The following is a 15894-nucleotide window of genomic DNA, read 5'->3' as shown; positions in this document are numbered from 1 at the left end:
AAAAATTGGTCTCTCGTTTTTAAGCGAGAGACCTTTTCTTATGCCTGTACATTCTCTTTTTCGTAAATCGGCACCCAGCCCTCGGTCGTCACGAAAATACGAACGGCGACGACTTGGCGGTCTTCTTGCAATGTGAAGTAATGACGTGTGTTGACCGGTACGGAGATGAGGTCACCCGGATTGAGCTCGATATTGAAGTAACCGCGTTCTGCATCGTCAATCGCAAAGATGCCGTGACCACTGACGATGAAACGAACCTCGTCGTCCGTATGGTGATGTTCTTTTTGGAAGTTGACGAGCAGTTCGTCTAAGTTCGGCGTCGCATCGGACAAGGAGATGACGTCAGCCGTTTGGTAACCACGTCGCGTCGATACGTCTTGAATCTCGTCTTGGAACGTCGATAAAATGACGGCTTTGTCTTCGTCTGTTAGTTGATAGTTCTCTTGAAGGGAAGCCGGTAATTTCGCGATGTCCCATGCTTCGTAAAGGATGCCTCGTGATTCTAAAAAGTCACGTACCTCTTGTTGATCACTGACACGTTCTTCGGTTTGTTGAAAATAAATCGTTGCCATGTTGAATTCCTCCTTATGAATGGACGCCTAAGGCGCGTAATTTTAATGAATAGCTAAACAAAAATTCATATGACTCTAAATAACGTTTTGCCGCAGCGGGCGTTTCGCCCCAAACGGTGATCCCATGGTTCCGGATGAGAACAGCACCGGCATCACTTGTAACATGTGGGGCAAATGAACGGGCAAGCGTCGGGATATCCGCATGGTTCTCGACAATCGGGATCCGGACAATTGCCGCTTCCTCCCAATGGCCGAGTGCCTTGATGATTTCTTGACCCGTGAACGTAACATGACCTTTTGCTGCATAAAGCTCCGAGATGACGTTATTGTCGACCGTATGCACGTGAAGGGAACAGGTTGCGTTCGTGTTGTTAAAGATTTCGACGTGTAGCAACGTCTCCGCGGACGGTTTGCCTGACTGTTCTCCAATCAATTGACCGGTCGCATCGACGAGAACGAAGTCTTCATCCGTACGCTTTCGTTTATCACGACCGCTTGCTGTCACGAGGAACGTCAGCGGGTCGTCCGATACGCGGATTGCCAGGTTGCCGCTCGTGCCGGGGAACCAGTCCCGTGCGGCGAGCTCGTCTTTAATGTCGGCAAGTTCGACCCATCGTTCTTGTACAGTCATACGTTCACTCCTTTCATATAAGCTGAAATGTCATGGAATGTCTCGAACGGAACATAGTGAATTCCTTCCGCCTCGCATAGCGAAATCAGTTGACCGCGCGCATACACGACGTCGGCGCGTTTGGCGATTTCAAAATCGGTGACGGAATCCCCGATCACGATTAACGTGTCGGTAGGTGAGACGATCTGTCGGGCAATCGTCGGCTTGCAACATCCGCAATCGTTCGAGCAATGGGCATCACATGAATGAGGCCATGTGACGCGCGCTGTCGCTTCTGAAAAATCAACGTGATTGCAGTAGATGTGTTCCGGTGCGACATGACCTTCTAGAATCGGATGGACGAAAAAGTCCATGCCTCCACTGACGACATCAAATCGAAAACCCTGTGATTGTATCTCTTGCAAAAACTCGACAAACCCCGCTCGAAGCGTGATGGTCGACTGCAGAAAGTCGCGATACAAAGTCTCCTGATGACTCGGGAGCAGGCTGAACATCTGACCGACGCCTTCTCGAATGGAGAGCGTTTGGTTCAAAACACCATCTTTGAGTTCGACCCATTCAGGTGGGGCGAACTGTCGCATCAACGCGATGATGTTATCTTCTTCCGTGATGGTCCCGTCGAAATCACAAATGACGTGCGTACTCATCGCGCACCCCACGCATTCAGCGCAGTCGATAACGCATCGATCTCGCTCGTTTTACCGATTGCCTGATCGATTGCTTGGCGGAACGCCCTCGCACCGGCAGCCGCACCGTCTGGATGCCCATGAATCCCACCGCCGGCATTGATCACGACATCCGTTCCGAAGTCACGAATCAAATCCGGGACGAGTCCTGGGTGAATCCCGGCAGAGGGGACCGTCAGAATCGGTTTCGTCCAATGGGATTCCGTCGCGTACGTTTGAATCTGTTGTGTTTCGTCTTTCGGAGTCGACAGTGAACCATATGGTGACGGGAAGAGCGTCAAGTCCGCCCCGGCGAGTCGAATCAGTTTCCCAAAGAGGAGGGAATGACGAATCGATCCGGTCAACGCTCCCGCGAAAGCGGGATGTGCCAAAATCGGGACGTGAATCTCAGGGTCTTTGGCGAGCTCTCGTAACGCGTCAAGCCCGTACGTATACACGTTGAACAAAAGTGCGGTCGCGCCTGCCTCGATCAAACGTTTTGCCTGATCGCGTAAGGTGAAAACGGGTCCGCTCAACGTGATGGCGTATAGAACGGAACGACCCGTCAATTCTTGATGTTCTTGAATGATCGATGCTCCAATTCGAGCCCGTTCGAGCGATGGGGTGAGCGGATTGTCATATAAAATCTCATCGTCTTTCACGAGATCGATGCCACCTGCAAACTGGTCACGAAGTTGTGTCGCCAAAAAATCAAGGTCACGCCCGATGACGCCTTTGAAGATGCTCATGGCGAGCGGTCGGTCGTGTACTTGAAGGATGTCGCGGACCCCTTCAACACCGAATGCGGCACCCGGAAAGTCCGATGCGAGCTCATTCGGGAGCGATAGGTCGACAAGTTGGACGTTTGGGTCGAGCGACAGCTTTCCGAATGTCGTCGTCAGAATGGACGAAAAGTCCGGCGTCACATTATGTAGCGGGTAACGAATCGAGAAGCGACTCGTCGTTTCCTGTTGGGAGGTATCGATGACCTCACCGCGGAATGCCTGTAGTTGATGCTGTTCGAGATGGTTCAATTCGGTCCATGTCCCGACGGTCAGCTCATGTGCGATTTTCTCAGCCACGCGTTCGACGTGATCGGTATGTTTGATTTCATAAGTTGCGATGACTCCCATAAGTTCCTCCTTTCAGGTCAAACAAAAAATGACCTCATGCCAAGGCAAGAGGTCATTCGAAAACAATGAACTCTTATCTCTCAGCGATAGCTGCAAGAATTAGCACCGTGCCATTACTGGTCGGTTGCTGCGACATCATCGGGCTTGTCCCTCCGTCTGCTCTTGATAAGAATAGTTGTGAAGTTGTGAAATTTAATTGAATTTTTACATAGAATCGCTCACTCGTCAATTCCTTTTTTTGAGAAAAAAAGTTTGAAAATAATGTTTCTATATATGCGTGTCAAAAATAGGGAGTCGACCGAAAATAGAGGATTGACAACTAGCGTGCCTAGTCCGTAATATTCGTCTCAACACGTCAAACACAATTACATCATTTACTCTTATCGCGAGTTGGCAGAGGGAATTGGCCCTAAGACGCCGCAGCAACCGACCATTTGGCACGGTGCTACATCCACCAGACATATGTCTGAAAGATGAGAGGAACAACCAATTTGGGTGTGCCTCTTTCTCGCGGAGAAAGGGGCTTTTTTCATGCATAGATTCAAGAAAGGGGAAAATCATCATGGCTTATGAGGCGTTTACAGAACAAAGTGTCGTCGAACACGTTCGACAGTTGGGGTTACTAGAAGAGGGGATTGCAGAATGTGAGGAAATCGGAGATGGAAATTTAAATCTCGTATTTCGCATTCGTCAAGGAGAGACGTCATTGATCGTGAAACAGGCGTTGCCGTACGCAAAAGTCGTTGGAGAGAGCTGGCCGCTCACGCTTGACCGTTCGTGGATCGAACAACTGGCACTCCGTGAGTTTTCAAAAGTCGTACCGCAATTCGTACCGGATGTACTCGGTAGCGACCGTGAACTCGCCTATACGATTTTAGAAGATTTGTCAGCGTTTGAAATCGTCCGGACGGGTTTCCTAAAAGGAGAGAGCTATCCGAATTTGGCGCGTCACGTCGGTACATTCCTCGGGGAAACGTTGTTTGCGACGTCTGACTATGCGAAAGGACCGCTCGCCAAGAAACAAATCGAAAAAGAGTATTACAATCCAGAGCTATGCGATATCACAGAAAAACTGATCTTCACCGACCCGTATCGTGATGCAGAATCGAATCAAATCGAAACGGCTCTTCGTCCGGACGTGGAGCAGCTGTGGTCAGATCTCGCCTTGAAAATTGAAGTGACGAAATTGAAGGTTGGGTTCGTGACCAAACATGAAGCGTTGCTACATGGGGATTTACATACAGGAAGCATTTTTGCGACGCGTCAGGAAACGAAAATCATCGATCCTGAGTTTGCCTTTTACGGTCCATTCGGTTTTGACATCGGTCAAATCATCGCCCATTTGGTGTTCTCGACGTATGCACATCCGTTGAAGCGGTTCGAACGCTTCACAGAAGTGCTCACTCTGTGGGAGACGTTCGAAAAAACGTTCCGTACCCGCTTCATACAGGCGGTCGAGCCGTTCAACACAGTAGGATTCGTGGACGAACTGTTGCCATCGATTTTGAGTGATGCGATCGGCTACGCAGGCTGCGAATTGATTCGTCGGACGGTCGGTCTAGCGGGCGTTGCTGACTTAGAAACATTACCAGACGACCTTCGGATCGAACGGAAACGTCACGCCCTAGAACTTGGCACGCGTCTCATCAAACAGCGTCATCAGATTCCATCCATCGATCAGCTGATCCCGGTTCTATCGGAGGTGCGGGTATGAGTGTGCAAAGTATACATTTCGATGCCGACACGGAAGTGTTGACGATTTTAGATCAGACGCTGTTGCCGCAAGAAGAGCGCTATGTCGAAGTGATAACGCTCGAACAGGCCGAACAGGCGATCAAGTCGCTCCAAGTCCGAGGTGCGCCGGCCATCGCTTATTTCGGTGCGTTCGTCCTTGCAAAAGAAGCGTCACGCCTGCAAGACAATCCCTATTTTCATCTCCAATTGAATCAGGTTGGTCAACGGTTGATTGCGACAAGACCAACAGCGGTCAACTTACAACACGTCATCGAATCACTCCTTCGACTGAATGTGGGGGAAGACTTTGAGCAGATCGCAAAAGCAATCAAAGCGCGTGCGATTGAAATCTATGAACAAGACGTGGCCACGTATCGCACGATTGGTGAACATGCGTTGACCGTGTTACCTGCTGGAGGGAACGTGTTGACGATTTGTAACGCCGGTGCCATAGCGACGTCACGGTACGGTACCGCGCTCGCACCGTTCTATGTCGGAAAAGAGCGGGGCATCCCGTTTCGTGTGTTCGCGTCGGAAACTCGTCCACTGCTTCAAGGGGCACGGTTGACGGTATGGGAGCTCGACCGAGCAGACATCGACGTCACATTGATCACGGATAATATGGCGGGGTGGACGATTCAGACGAAACAAATCGATGCCATCATCGTCGGGGCGGATCGCATCACTCGTACCGGTCATACGGCCAACAAGATTGGGACACTCCAACTCGCGATTTTGGCGAAGCATTACGGCATCCCGTTTTATGTGGCAGCCCCGCATTCGACGTTTGATTTGGAAGCAGACGACACGATTCAAATTGAAGAACGGGACGCACATGAAGTGACCCATATCGGGGGACACCCGACGGCACTTGTCGGCATCACCGTCTTCAATCCGGCGTTTGATGTGACCCCACCAGAACTCATCACCGGTCTGATCACAGAGACGGGTGTGCTCGAACCGACCGAGTCGGTCATTGTACAACACGTAGGAGGAAACGCATATGTCTAAAAAAATCATCTTCTTCCTGTTGACCGTCATTCTGGCGCTTGCCGGATGCACGAACGAACAGGCGCAACCGAAAACGACCGCGACAACAAATAAAGCGGAGACAAAAACAGTCAGCGTCTCAAATGAGACGCTTCCGAAAGACCTAGAGGTCGCACTCGTCATGCAAATGTCGATTGGGACATTTTCTTCGCAATATATCGAAGGGGTGACCGAGCAAGTCGAAGCGTTCGGAGGCAACGTGAAAGTGTACAACGCCGATAATGATTTGTCGAAGATGGCGAGTTACGTTGATACGGCGACAACACAAGGCGTCGATGTGATCTTGATTGACCACGGACGTGCCGATGCCTTGAAAGAGCCTGTTCAACGGGCGCTCGATAAGGGCATCAAAGTCGTCGCGTTCGATAACGATTTAACGAATGAAGGGGTGACGGTCATCGATCAAGATGATTATTCCCTCGCTTGGCGCTCACTCAAAGCACTTGCTGAAGATTTGGACGGGGAAGGGAACATCGTCACAATCTGGGTCGGCGGATTCACGCCGATGGAACGTCGTCATACGATTTATGATGCGTTCTTGAAACGTTACCCGGGCATCCAAGAAGTCGCGAAATTTGGTTCGGCGACGAACAATACGGCGCTCGATACGCAAAGTCAGATGGAGGCAATTTTGAAGAAGTATCCGGAAGGCGAAATCGATGCGGTGTTTGCGATGTGGGATGAGTTCGCCAAAGGGGCGAGCCGTGCCATCAAGCAAGCAGGACGTGACGAAATTTCTGTTTACGGGATTGACTTGAGTGACGAAGACCTACAACTCATGCAAGAAGACGGGAGTCCGTGGGGCGTGACGGCCGCGACGGATCCTGCTGAAATCGGTCGCATTCAAGTCCGTTACGCTTATCAAAAAGTGGTCGGAGAAGAAACCCCTTCGATTCACTCGGTTGATCCATATTTAGTGGACCGTGATGTCTTACCGGATGAGCCTGTCACGATGAATGACCTCGGACAGTACGTTAAAGGTTGGGGTGAGTCGAATGCGGCATGGTCGGACTGGATGAAGGAGACGGACTGATGATTTGCTTGGAACGAATCACGAAACAGTACGGTGAGGTGACCGTACTCAATCAACTGTCGTTCAGTCTAAAACCGGGAGACATTCATGGACTCCTCGGTCTGAACGGGGCGGGTAAGAGTACGCTCATCAAACTGCTGAACGGAACGGTCGAACCGACGTCCGGCGAGCTGTCCATCGACGGGACAACCATCCGTCTCACACCGGCGGAAGCCATTCGTCAAGGCATCATCACCGTATCGCAAGAAGTGGACGATGCGCTCTATTTGGATTTGCCTGTATACGAAAATGTTCTCCCATGGCAAACGGTGAAGCGGATTCGCCCACAACTGTTGAAACAGCAGGCAAAAGACGTGCTATCCCGGGTCGGTTTAGACATCGATCTAACGCGTCCGGCCGGTCACTATCCGCTCAGCGTAAAGCAACGTCTTCTCATCGCCCGGGCACTCGAGAGTGATGCCAAGTATTTATTACTCGATGAGCCGACCGCTGCCTTGTCGGAAACGGATGCCGATGCCTTGCTTGAATTATTACAAACACTGGCGGCAGAAGGGGTAGGCATCGTGTTGGTCACGCACCGATCAGATGAGCTCACGCGCGTCACCTCGACCTCTACGTTTCTTCGAGACGGACGCGTTGTATATGAGGGACCGTTTCAAACCCTTTCTACGGAAGCCGTTCAAACCTTTTTGAGTGGAACGACATTTGAAGGGACAAAAGAGAAGGCAACCCCTGAAGAGGAGATTCGTTTGTCCGCGCAGGTGACTCTCCTTGCGTTCGGGACGAATCTCTCCGTTGAAGCGTACCGTGGGGAAGTGCTCGGGATTGGAGGATTGACGGGGAGCGGGAAGACGGAACTGGTGGAAGCCTTGTTCGGTCTTTCTGGGCTTCGTCAATCCATCACAGTTGACGGAACAACATACGTGATCAAAAATCCGACAGACGCCGTACGTTTAAGATTTGCGCTCGTTCCGGAGGAGAGACGTCGTCACGGATTATTTCTAGACGAGACGATTGAGCGGAATGTGATTTCTGTCGCAGGGAAGACCGATGGTGTCTCTGACGTATTGGCATCGCTTCGCGTTCGCTATGCGAACGTGAAACAAGCGGTCGGTGAGCTGAGTGGTGGAAATCAGCAGAAGGTCGTCTTTAGCAAATGGCTACTCGACGACCGAGATGTCTATCTGCTCGACGAACCGACAAAAGGAATTGATATTGCAGCGAAGCAAGATGTGTATGAACGCGTCATTGCACTCGCGAAACAAGGGAAAACCGTGTTGTTCACGTCAAGTGAGCGACATGAACTTGAACGGGTCGCCAATCGGATTCTTTGGCTCGACCGTGGACAATTTGTAGAGAAAGGAGGCGCATGACATGGCACAATTAGTGGTCAAGGAACGAAAACGAATCAGCGGTCATGTCGGTCAATACGGGACGTTACTTGCAATCTTTGGTTTGATTGCGGTCTTTACCGTGACGAACGATCAATTTCTGACGTATGCAAACTTTAGTGACATCATCAAATCGGTTTCAATCGTGTCGTTACTTGCCCTCGGTGTCACGTTTTCGCTCATCGTCGGAGGTTTTGACTTATCGGTCGGGTCGACGGCGAGTCTCGCGACAATCGGGGCAGCGGCAAGCCTTGTCCTTCATCGACAAGAACTTCTCGTCGCGCTGCTGATTCCGCTCGCCCTAGGGATTCTCGTCGGACTATTGAATGCGCTCGTCACAATCAAATTCCGGTTACCGGATTTGCTAGCGACACTTGCCATCATGTACGTCATTAACGGGATTCAGTTGACGTATACGAAAGGATTCTCGATTTATGACAACATGCCGATCGAAGGCGGGACGGCGCCAGGACGCTTCATTCCATCCTTTTTATTTATCGGTCAAGGAACAATCGGTCCGATTCCGTTCGTCGCCCTGCTTATGCTGTTGTTCTTCATTGGGGCTCATCTGTTTTTGACGTATACACGGACAGGGCGTGAGTTTTATTACGTCGGGTCGAACGCAGAAGCGGCCCGACGTTCCGGGATTGCCGTGAATCGCATCAAGTTGTACGCTTACGTGCTCAGCGGGTTGTTTGCAGCCATCGGTGGGATCATTCTTGCATCTCGGATTGGGACAGGACAGGTCTCGGCCGGAGCACCGCTATTGATGGACGCTGTCGCGGCTGCTTATATCGGCTACGCCGTCTTTGCGACGGGTCGTCCGAACGTGATCGGGACATTGATTGGAGCTATTTTAATCGGGATTCTCTTGAATGGACTGACGATGTGGGACGTGCCGTACTATGCGCAAGATATCGTCAAAGGGACGATTTTGATTGGAGCGCTCGGTCTTTCTTATATTCAAAAGAAACAGCGGACATGACAAGACCCCCGGACATCAGTTGTTCGGGGGTTCGCTTTGTTCACGCGTCATTGTGAGAAACGGATACACACCGCCGTTCGTCTCCTGCATGAACGTGTCTTGTGGGATGAAACCGAGCGACTCGTATAACCGGATGGCCCGTTTGTTGAACGTGGCGACGGCAAGATGCACTGTGCGAGTCCCGTATGTCGCCTCGATCCAAGTAAGGATTGAAGTGAGGAATCGATGTCCGTTGCCGCTTCCTGTCAAATCAGGACGCATGCCGAGACCGATGGAGACAGCATCCGCTGATTCGAAGTCCAACGTGACAAAGCCGATCAGCTCATTCACTTCAAGAATGGCGAACGTCGTGTCTCCCCGTTCATTCGCATCTAAAAATAAGGCGAAGTCTTCCTCATCGGCGTCCATATTGTAAAACGCGTAGTCGCCTTCATAGCGCCACTTGAAAGCGATCAGTTCGGCTTGTTCTTGGGTGAGCGGATGAAACGTATAGCTCATAAAAATTCCTCGTCTCTAATGGAAGTGGTCATGCTACACTCAAATCGTATCATGAAAACAAGGGGAGGGAACGTGATGGCAGTTAAGTTGGACATGGTCGGGATCGTCGTGACGGATATGAAGCGGTCGCTCGACTTTTATCGGGCGCTTGGGTTTGAGATTCCAGAAGCGATGAACGGGGAAGCGCATGTAGAGATTGACGAAGGAGGCGTGCGTCTCGCGTTCGATACGGTAGAAGTGGCCGAATCAGTATACGGGGAATGGAAACAGGCAGACGGGCATCGGATCGAGCTTGCCTTCTTATGTGAAAGTCGTGAGGCGCTCGACCGATTATATGACACGGTACTTGAACAAGGCTATGCGTCACACAAAGCTCCATGGGATGCGTTCTGGGGACAACGTTACGCCATCCTGTACGATGCGGATGGGAATTTGATCAGTCTGTTCGCTTCATAAAAATAATCCCGGGCCATGTGGCTCGGGATTATTTGTTGTCGTGGCACTCTCCCCATGAACAAAGGGCATTCATGGCAGGCTGAAGGCCGAGAGCATCTTCAGTTAATGAATACTCGACATGGAGGTGCTTTTCGGTCGAATAGTCGACACGGCGAACCATACCGAGCTGTTCGAGTTCACGCAATTGATCGGTCAACACTTTTCGGCTGACGTCAGGAATCGCCCGTTGAATGTCAGAAAAACGGAGCGGTCCATCTTGAAGCGTACAATACACTTGAGGGCGCCATTTGCCGCCGATAATCTCGAGTGCGCGGTTGACGGGGAACGATGTGGTCATGTTCAAAGAGCCTCACTTTCGGGTAGTTACTTCAATGTGCGTACTTTTTTTCTTGCTTCAATGACAGTATCTTATCGTTATCCGCTAAATTGAGCAAACAAAAAGGAGTAGATGAAACATGACGTATCCAAGAACATTTTCACACATCGGTCTTTCTGTGCCGAGCGTAACCGAGGCCGTAAAATTTTATGAGGACGTGATGGGGTGGTATACCATCATGACACCATCAGACGTCGTCGAGGATGATTCGCCAATCGGCGTGATGTGTACAGACGTCTTCGGACCAGGCTGGGGTAAATTCCGCATCGCCCATATGTCAACAGGAGACGGAATTGGAATCGAGTTATTCGAGTTCCCGAATAACGAGACACCAGAAGACAACTTCGAGTTTTGGAAGACAGGGATCTTCCACTACTGTGTACAAGACCCTGACATCGAAGGACTTGTCGAGAAGATTGTCGCACATGGCGGCAAACAGCGGATGCCGATTCGTGAATACTACCCAGGCGAGAAACCATATCGTATGGTGTACTGCGAAGACCCATTCGGTAATCTCGTTGAAATTTATTCACATTCATACGAACTCACATATTCGGAAGGAGCTTACTAAACATGAAAGCATGGCTACTCGATCAACCCGGTCTAGATCATCTGCATATTGGAGAAATCGACCGACCGACACCAGGAACGGGAGAACTGTTGATTCGTGTCGAAGCGGTCGCCTTGAACCCGGTCGACTATAAAGTCGGTTCAAACGGAAACCCGAACTGGGCATATCCACACATTCTCGGTGTCGATCTCGTCGGAGAAGTCGTCGAGGTCGGTTCAAGTATCGCCAACATCATTACGGGTTCACGTGTAGCCGTGCATACGGATCTTTCGAAATATGGAGGGTTCGCCGAGTACACGGTCGTCGATGCAAGGGCGTGTGCGGTCGTTCCGCAAGGTGTAAGTGATGAGGCGGCGGCTTCGATTCTGTGTGCCGGAATGACAGCGTATGAAGCGGTCATGCAGAAGCTGAACACGCGGGATAAGGAGACGATTCTCGTACACGCTGGAGCGGGCGGTGTCGGTGGCTTTGCGATTCAGCTCGCAAAACGCCTCGGGTTAAAAGTGTTCACGACGGCATCTCCGGAGAATTTTGAGTGGGTAGAATCACTCGGGGCGGACGTGGTCATCGACTATAAGGTCGAGGACGTGACGGCACGAATCATGGAAGAGACGGATGGACGTGGTGTCGATTTGATTTTGAACACGGTCGGTCGCGACGTCGCGACGGCTGACCTCGATCGTCTCGCGTTCAGCGGACACCTCGCCTATATCGCCGGTCCACCAGATATGACGAACATGAAAGGTTTCACGTTATCCCCGTCGATTCATGAAGTGGCACTCGGAGCGGCACATGCGAGCGAGGACGAACATGCGATTCGCAACTTGGCGTATATGGCCGAAGAGATGATGAATTTGCTCGATGCAGGTGAACTGAACGATCTTGTCACAGAAGTGTTATCGTTCGACCAGTTGAAAGAAGGTCTCGAAAAACTACAAACGCGGAAAGTACGCGGTAAACTCATCGTCCGGATTCGCGACTGAGTAGAGCACTCCCTGTTATACTGACAGGGAGTTTATTTGTCGAGGAGGCGAAAGAATGGAGCGATTAATAGACACGTATCGACAGACAGATGTTCAGTTGAGCGGTCACGGCAAACGGGAAGTCGGGGTGTTGAAACGTGCGTTTGAACAGGTGCGTGACGATGAGCCGAGTGACCAGTATGGACAAGGGAAAACGATTCGCCAGTTTGAGGAGAAGATGGCACAAGTTCTTGGGAAAGAGTCGGCGGTATTCTTTCCGAGCGGCACGATGGCGCAACAAATCGCGTTACGCATTTGGTGTGATGAAACAGGGAAGAGCACGGTCGCGTATCATCCGCTCTGCCACCTTGAAATCCATGAGCAGGATGGCTTGAAGGAGTTACATCACATCGAACCGATTTTAGTTGGGGACGAAAATCGGTTGATGACACTCGAAGAGATTCAAGCGTTGCCAGACATCGCGTGTCTATTGCTCGAACTACCACAACGGGAAATCGGCGGGGAATTGCCGACGTTCGAGGAGCTTGTGGCGATTCATGAACACTGTCGTGAAAAAGGGATTTATCTGCATCTGGACGGGGCACGACTGTTCGAATCGCTACCGTATTACGAAAAAGAAGCATCTGAAATCTGTGCACTTTTTGATAGCGTGTACGTCTCGTTTTATAAAGGAATCGGTGGGATTGCCGGTGCCATCCTTGCTGGACCGAAATCATTTTGTGACACGTCGAAGGTGTGGAAGCGACGCTACGGCGGTGATTTGATTAGCCTTTACCCGTATATTCTTTCTTCCGATTATTATTATGAGTTACGGAAAGACAAGATGACCCGGTATCGGGACGATGCAGTGCGGTTGGCAGCACTCTTTAATGAAATCGATGGAGTGTGGACGACACCACGCATCCCCGTCACGAATATGTTCCACTTACATTTTCAAGGGGAGAAGGAAGAACTAAGTGAGAACATTGCGCGCATTCAAGAAAAAACTGGGGTGGGCATTACGGGATATCTCGTTGAAAAAGAAGGATTTTGTTCAACCGAAGTCAGCATCGGGGATACGTTTGAGGAAATCACGCCAGAACAGCTTGACGTATTGTTTCGACAGTTCAGATAAATTAAAACATGCACCATTCCTATTTCGGGAACGGTGCATGTTTTTTACTGGCTGACAATCGCTTCAAGACGATCGAGTTGAGAGGTGAATCCTTCGACAGCTCCCATCTCGACGACTTGTTGGAGAGCTTCTTCATTCGGGAATTCGGAGCGGCTAATGAATAGTGTGCCTTCCGATGTATCGAGAAACTCATTCGTGATGGTCATGACAGGTAAGTCCGGATTGACGTGTCCGTCCGCATCTGAGAACGCATCCGTATAGACGATTCGGGAATAGGGATCAATCTCGATAAAGGTCGATTTTCCCCATGACTCCATGCCGTAAAAGTCACCTTGATTTTTGTCAACACACGTCATGCAGTAGTGCCAAATTCCACCTGGTTTGAAGTCGAAGCTGTATACTTTCGTCTCCCATCCAGCCGGTCCCCACCATTTTTCTAAATGTGCGGGTGTCGAGAATGCTTCGAATACAAGTTGCCGTGGTGCCTTGAACAGACGTTCCATAATCAATGTCGTGCCCTCTACATGTGATTTGACCGTACTCATGATTTATTCTCCTCTCGTTGTGACTCCGTTAAAAACGATTCCAATCGATCGAGACGCTCTGTTTCCCGCGCGATATAGGTCTGCCAAGCATCTAACGGTTCAAGTGCTTGAGACTTGAGCGCGTAGCGTCTCCGGTTGGCATCAATCGTTACCGTGACAAGCCCCGCATCATGTAAGATTCGCAAGTGCTTTGACGTCTGCGGTTGACTGATTCCAAGCTGTGTTGCCATCATTCCGACCGTCCACTCCTGTTTCCGTAACAATTCAATCATCCGTAACCGATTCGGGTCGGCTAACGCTTGAAACAAAGAAGCCAGTTTCTCTTCCATCTTTCGTCACCGTCCTCTTATTTCTTTGTATTCCCCATATGGAATATTCTAAAACAGGAATATAAAAAGGAATCCGTGATGAATTCCTTAATGTCGATATCCGCGAATCCAAGTCGTCATGTAGACGAGTGTCGCGATGATGAGCGTAGAAGCGAGTGCATAGATTGGATATGCGGGAAGTGTGTCTTCAAATAACGGATAAAACATGAACGACCCCATAAAAATAGGAACTGAGATGCCGAACGAAACGTATGCCGCTTTAGTCGCTTTCGCTGTGATGATTTGTTCGCGCTCATCGACTTCACTGAACTCGGTCATCCGGACAGACCATTGAGTAAAGCTCAACTGTTTATTCGGTCGCGTTTTAAATGAATACACTGTCCAAACAATACCGAAAATAACCAGTAACAGTATAGGCAGTAAGTTGAATTCAATGAGAAATCTGTCAGACTCGATGACGGTCTTCGATACATCAGATAGAAATGAGCTGAATAGAAAAGCCATCAGGATATACAAGATGATGCTGGAAATAGACTGAACGACGACGTGTTTCATTTTGTTTCCTCCTCGATTGTGAATATAGATTCGACCGGTTCCTCGAACACCCGTGCGATGTGCATCGCCAGCATGAGTGACGGCGTGTAGCTACCTTTCTCGAGCGAGATGATCGTCTGTCTCGTCACACCGACCTTTTCGGCAAGGTCGCCTTGGGTTAACTGGTGCCGGGCACGCAGTTCTTTTACGCGGTTGACTAATGGCATCGTGCCACCTCATTTCTAGTTTCTACCACTAGTGTAAAATAAACTTTACATAATGTAAAGGATACTTTACTTTATTAGAGGTGATACAATAACGATATAGTCGAAAGGGGAGAGAGCGGATGAAAGCGATTGGAGGACAACATCACGTGTCGGCGATGACCGGTGATGCCAAAAGGAACTTACGATTCTACACGGAAATACTAGGGATGCGGCTCGTCAAAAAGACAGTGAACCAGGATGACCCATCGATGTATCACCTGTTTTATGCGGACGAAACGGGGACGCCCGGAACCGATTTGACGTTCTTTGAGCTTCCGTTTCTCGGGCAGACGTATCGAGGGTCAAACAGTATCTCTCGAACAGCGCTCAGGGTGCCGGACGGGGCAATCGCATATTGGCAAGAGCGTTTTGACACGTTCGATGTATCTTACGGAGAAATCGAGTCGGTTTTAGGAAGGGCAACCCTTTCGTTCGAAGATCATGAAGGCCAACGCCTCTGTCTGGTGGAAGGAGGGAGCGGGACACCTTGGACAAATGGTCCTGTTCCAACGGATCTCGGCATCTTCGGTCTCGGGTTTAGTGAGTGGACGGTACGGCGGATTGACAAGACGGCACAGGTGCTGACTGAAATACTCGGTTATCGATATGTGACGACGTTTGAACGGAATGGCCACGATGTGCGTGTTTTTGAGACGGGAGAAGGTGGCGTGGCGACAGAGATTCATCTCGTTGATCGGCCGGATTTGCCATCGGAACGACCAGGGCGGGGAAGTGTGCATCATGTGGCGATTCGAGTGGAAGATACAGACGATATGACAAAGTGGATTGAGAAACTTGACGCACATGGGATCAGTCACTCTGGTCTCATTGACCGTTATTATTTCCAGTCGATCTACTTCCGTGAACCGAGTGGGATCTTAGTAGAACTGGCAACAGATGAACCGGGGTTCGCGACGGATGAATCAGTTGAAGCACTCGGAGAACGCTTGGCCTTGCCTCCGTTTCTAGAGTCGAGACGAGCGGAAATCGAGGAAAAGTTAAAACCACTGTAATCAAAAACCCGACGG

General features: G+C 50.2%; 20 protein-coding genes and 2 riboswitches. Of the genes, 10 read left to right on the top strand and 10 right to left on the bottom strand.

Features of this window, described 5'->3' with window-relative positions; all coding sequences use genetic code 11:
* Positions 1–38: 38 nt before the first annotated feature.
* The 4 genes from KNO92_RS01685 to KNO92_RS01670 are packed head-to-tail and all read right to left on the bottom strand — an operon-like array spanning position 39 to position 3001.
* Positions 39–572: a cupin domain-containing protein gene (locus KNO92_RS01685; RefSeq protein ID WP_214694760.1), complete on the bottom strand. Its 534-nt coding sequence runs from the start codon at positions 570–572 to the stop codon at positions 39–41.
* Between the two features lie 13 nt (positions 573–585).
* Positions 586–1203 (bottom strand): methylthioribulose 1-phosphate dehydratase, encoded by a 618-nt coding sequence (locus KNO92_RS01680; RefSeq protein WP_214759857.1) that lies wholly within the window; start codon positions 1201–1203, stop codon positions 586–588.
* A complete protein-coding gene (locus tag KNO92_RS01675; protein ID WP_214759855.1) occupies positions 1200–1850 on the bottom strand; it encodes a 2-hydroxy-3-keto-5-methylthiopentenyl-1-phosphate phosphatase in 651 nt (216 codons plus the stop codon). The genes KNO92_RS01680 and KNO92_RS01675 overlap by 4 nt, the downstream gene beginning before the upstream one ends.
* Positions 1847–3001, bottom strand: a complete 1155-nt coding sequence (locus tag KNO92_RS01670) for a 2,3-diketo-5-methylthiopentyl-1-phosphate enolase (RefSeq protein ID WP_214759853.1) — start codon at positions 2999–3001, stop codon at positions 1847–1849. The genes KNO92_RS01675 and KNO92_RS01670 overlap by 4 nt, the downstream gene beginning before the upstream one ends.
* Before the next feature lie 70 nt (positions 3002–3071).
* Positions 3072–3173: riboswitch (SAM riboswitch) on the bottom strand.
* Positions 3174–3378: 205 nt separating this feature from the next.
* Positions 3379–3481, top strand: a riboswitch (SAM riboswitch).
* Between the two features lie 82 nt (positions 3482–3563).
* Here KNO92_RS01670 and mtnK point away from each other — a divergent pair.
* The 5 genes from mtnK to KNO92_RS01645 are packed head-to-tail and all read left to right on the top strand — an operon-like array spanning position 3564 to position 9194.
* Positions 3564–4715: an S-methyl-5-thioribose kinase gene (gene mtnK, locus KNO92_RS01665; protein WP_214759849.1), complete on the top strand. Its 1152-nt coding sequence runs from the start codon at positions 3564–3566 to the stop codon at positions 4713–4715.
* Entirely contained in the window at positions 4712–5746 is a 1035-nt protein-coding gene (gene mtnA / locus KNO92_RS01660; protein WP_214759847.1) for an S-methyl-5-thioribose-1-phosphate isomerase, read from the top strand. The genes mtnK and mtnA overlap by 4 nt, the downstream gene beginning before the upstream one ends.
* Positions 5739–6818, top strand: coding sequence for a sugar ABC transporter substrate-binding protein (locus tag KNO92_RS01655; RefSeq protein ID WP_214759845.1), 1080 nt, complete (start codon positions 5739–5741; stop codon positions 6816–6818). The genes mtnA and KNO92_RS01655 overlap by 8 nt, the downstream gene beginning before the upstream one ends.
* Positions 6818–8191: a sugar ABC transporter ATP-binding protein gene (locus KNO92_RS01650; protein ID WP_214759843.1), complete on the top strand. Its 1374-nt coding sequence runs from the start codon at positions 6818–6820 to the stop codon at positions 8189–8191. The genes KNO92_RS01655 and KNO92_RS01650 overlap by 1 nt, the downstream gene beginning before the upstream one ends.
* A gap of 1 nt (position 8192) precedes the next feature.
* Positions 8193–9194, top strand: a complete 1002-nt coding sequence (locus KNO92_RS01645) for an ABC transporter permease (RefSeq protein ID WP_214759841.1) — start codon at positions 8193–8195, stop codon at positions 9192–9194.
* Between the two features lie 15 nt (positions 9195–9209).
* On the opposite strand, the gene KNO92_RS01640 is transcribed toward KNO92_RS01645, so the two are convergent.
* Positions 9210–9692 carry a GNAT family N-acetyltransferase gene (locus tag KNO92_RS01640; RefSeq protein ID WP_214759839.1) on the bottom strand — a complete coding sequence of 161 codons (483 nt, stop codon included), beginning with the start codon at positions 9690–9692 and terminating at the stop codon, positions 9210–9212.
* A gap of 75 nt (positions 9693–9767) precedes the next feature.
* On the opposite strand from KNO92_RS01640, the gene KNO92_RS01635 reads away from it, so the two are divergent.
* Positions 9768–10148 (top strand): VOC family protein, encoded by a 381-nt coding sequence (locus KNO92_RS01635; protein WP_074035677.1) that lies wholly within the window; start codon positions 9768–9770, stop codon positions 10146–10148.
* Between the two features lie 28 nt (positions 10149–10176).
* Here KNO92_RS01635 and KNO92_RS01630 read toward each other — a convergent pair whose 3' ends face one another.
* Entirely contained in the window at positions 10177–10485 is a 309-nt protein-coding gene (locus KNO92_RS01630) for a winged helix-turn-helix transcriptional regulator (RefSeq protein ID WP_031422089.1), read from the bottom strand.
* Positions 10486–10603: 118 nt separating this feature from the next.
* On the opposite strand from KNO92_RS01630, the gene KNO92_RS01625 reads away from it, so the two are divergent.
* From KNO92_RS01625 to KNO92_RS01615, 3 genes are read left to right on the top strand one after another with little or no spacing between them, the layout of a single operon-like run.
* Positions 10604–11095 carry a lactoylglutathione lyase family protein gene (locus tag KNO92_RS01625; protein WP_012727473.1) on the top strand — a complete coding sequence of 164 codons (492 nt, stop codon included), beginning with the start codon at positions 10604–10606 and terminating at the stop codon, positions 11093–11095.
* Between the two features lie 2 nt (positions 11096–11097).
* Positions 11098–12078 carry a zinc-binding dehydrogenase gene (locus KNO92_RS01620; RefSeq protein ID WP_214759835.1) on the top strand — a complete coding sequence of 327 codons (981 nt, stop codon included), beginning with the start codon at positions 11098–11100 and terminating at the stop codon, positions 12076–12078.
* 55 nt (positions 12079–12133) lie between these two features.
* Positions 12134–13192, top strand: a complete 1059-nt coding sequence (locus KNO92_RS01615) for a threonine aldolase family protein (protein ID WP_214759833.1) — start codon at positions 12134–12136, stop codon at positions 13190–13192.
* 44 nt (positions 13193–13236) lie between these two features.
* Here KNO92_RS01615 and KNO92_RS01610 read toward each other — a convergent pair whose 3' ends face one another.
* The 4 genes from KNO92_RS01610 to KNO92_RS01595 all read right to left on the bottom strand — a co-directional run bounded on the left by KNO92_RS01610 (position 13237) and on the right by KNO92_RS01595 (position 14827).
* On the bottom strand, positions 13237–13737 hold the full coding sequence (locus KNO92_RS01610) for an SRPBCC family protein (protein ID WP_214694729.1): 501 nt from the start codon (positions 13735–13737) through the stop codon (positions 13237–13239).
* A complete protein-coding gene (locus KNO92_RS01605; protein WP_214694727.1) occupies positions 13734–14066 on the bottom strand; it encodes an ArsR/SmtB family transcription factor in 333 nt (110 codons plus the stop codon). Before KNO92_RS01605 ends, KNO92_RS01610 begins: the two co-directional genes overlap by 4 nt.
* Positions 14067–14153: 87 nt before the next feature.
* Positions 14154–14621: a hypothetical protein gene (locus tag KNO92_RS01600; protein ID WP_214694725.1), complete on the bottom strand. Its 468-nt coding sequence runs from the start codon at positions 14619–14621 to the stop codon at positions 14154–14156.
* Positions 14618–14827, bottom strand: coding sequence for a helix-turn-helix transcriptional regulator (locus KNO92_RS01595; protein WP_214694717.1), 210 nt, complete (start codon positions 14825–14827; stop codon positions 14618–14620). Before KNO92_RS01595 ends, KNO92_RS01600 begins: the two co-directional genes overlap by 4 nt.
* Before the next feature lie 119 nt (positions 14828–14946).
* Between KNO92_RS01595 and KNO92_RS01590 the strand changes: the two genes are divergently transcribed.
* Positions 14947–15879, top strand: a complete 933-nt coding sequence (locus tag KNO92_RS01590; RefSeq protein ID WP_214694715.1) for a ring-cleaving dioxygenase — start codon at positions 14947–14949, stop codon at positions 15877–15879.
* The last annotated feature ends 15 nt before the right edge of the window (positions 15880–15894 follow it).

Source organism: Exiguobacterium sp. s129 (assembly GCF_018617585.1).
Lineage (GTDB): Bacteria > Bacillota > Bacilli > Exiguobacteriales > Exiguobacteriaceae > Exiguobacterium > Exiguobacterium aestuarii_A.
Note: the sequence above shows the minus strand (reverse complement) of the source record. Positions and strands in the feature narration are given on the sequence as shown.

What these genes read in the sequence shown, in the direction of transcription:
- KNO92_RS01685 (WP_214694760.1), bottom strand. Translation starts at nt 572, where the DNA reads ATGGCAACGATTTATTTTCAACAAACCGAAGAACGTGTCAGTGATCAA.
- KNO92_RS01680 (WP_214759857.1), bottom strand. Translation starts at nt 1,203, where the DNA reads ATGACTGTACAAGAACGATGGGTCGAACTTGCCGACATTAAAGACGAG.
- KNO92_RS01675 (WP_214759855.1), bottom strand. Translation starts at nt 1,850, where the DNA reads ATGAGTACGCACGTCATTTGTGATTTCGACGGGACCATCACGGAAGAA.
- KNO92_RS01670 (WP_214759853.1), bottom strand. Translation starts at nt 3,001, where the DNA reads ATGGGAGTCATCGCAACTTATGAAATCAAACATACCGATCACGTCGAA.
- mtnK (WP_214759849.1), top strand. Translation starts at nt 3,564, where the DNA reads ATGGCTTATGAGGCGTTTACAGAACAAAGTGTCGTCGAACACGTTCGA.
- mtnA (WP_214759847.1), top strand. Translation starts at nt 4,712, where the DNA reads ATGAGTGTGCAAAGTATACATTTCGATGCCGACACGGAAGTGTTGACG.
- KNO92_RS01655 (WP_214759845.1), top strand. Translation starts at nt 5,739, where the DNA reads ATGTCTAAAAAAATCATCTTCTTCCTGTTGACCGTCATTCTGGCGCTT.
- KNO92_RS01650 (WP_214759843.1), top strand. Translation starts at nt 6,818, where the DNA reads ATGATTTGCTTGGAACGAATCACGAAACAGTACGGTGAGGTGACCGTA.
- KNO92_RS01645 (WP_214759841.1), top strand. Translation starts at nt 8,193, where the DNA reads ATGGCACAATTAGTGGTCAAGGAACGAAAACGAATCAGCGGTCATGTC.
- KNO92_RS01640 (WP_214759839.1), bottom strand. Translation starts at nt 9,692, where the DNA reads ATGAGCTATACGTTTCATCCGCTCACCCAAGAACAAGCCGAACTGATC.
- KNO92_RS01635 (WP_074035677.1), top strand. Translation starts at nt 9,768, where the DNA reads ATGGCAGTTAAGTTGGACATGGTCGGGATCGTCGTGACGGATATGAAG.
- KNO92_RS01630 (WP_031422089.1), bottom strand. Translation starts at nt 10,485, where the DNA reads ATGACCACATCGTTCCCCGTCAACCGCGCACTCGAGATTATCGGCGGC.
- KNO92_RS01625 (WP_012727473.1), top strand. Translation starts at nt 10,604, where the DNA reads ATGACGTATCCAAGAACATTTTCACACATCGGTCTTTCTGTGCCGAGC.
- KNO92_RS01620 (WP_214759835.1), top strand. Translation starts at nt 11,098, where the DNA reads ATGAAAGCATGGCTACTCGATCAACCCGGTCTAGATCATCTGCATATT.
- KNO92_RS01615 (WP_214759833.1), top strand. Translation starts at nt 12,134, where the DNA reads ATGGAGCGATTAATAGACACGTATCGACAGACAGATGTTCAGTTGAGC.
- KNO92_RS01610 (WP_214694729.1), bottom strand. Translation starts at nt 13,737, where the DNA reads ATGAGTACGGTCAAATCACATGTAGAGGGCACGACATTGATTATGGAA.
- KNO92_RS01605 (WP_214694727.1), bottom strand. Translation starts at nt 14,066, where the DNA reads ATGGAAGAGAAACTGGCTTCTTTGTTTCAAGCGTTAGCCGACCCGAAT.
- KNO92_RS01600 (WP_214694725.1), bottom strand. Translation starts at nt 14,621, where the DNA reads ATGAAACACGTCGTCGTTCAGTCTATTTCCAGCATCATCTTGTATATC.
- KNO92_RS01595 (WP_214694717.1), bottom strand. Translation starts at nt 14,827, where the DNA reads ATGCCATTAGTCAACCGCGTAAAAGAACTGCGTGCCCGGCACCAGTTA.
- KNO92_RS01590 (WP_214694715.1), top strand. Translation starts at nt 14,947, where the DNA reads ATGAAAGCGATTGGAGGACAACATCACGTGTCGGCGATGACCGGTGAT.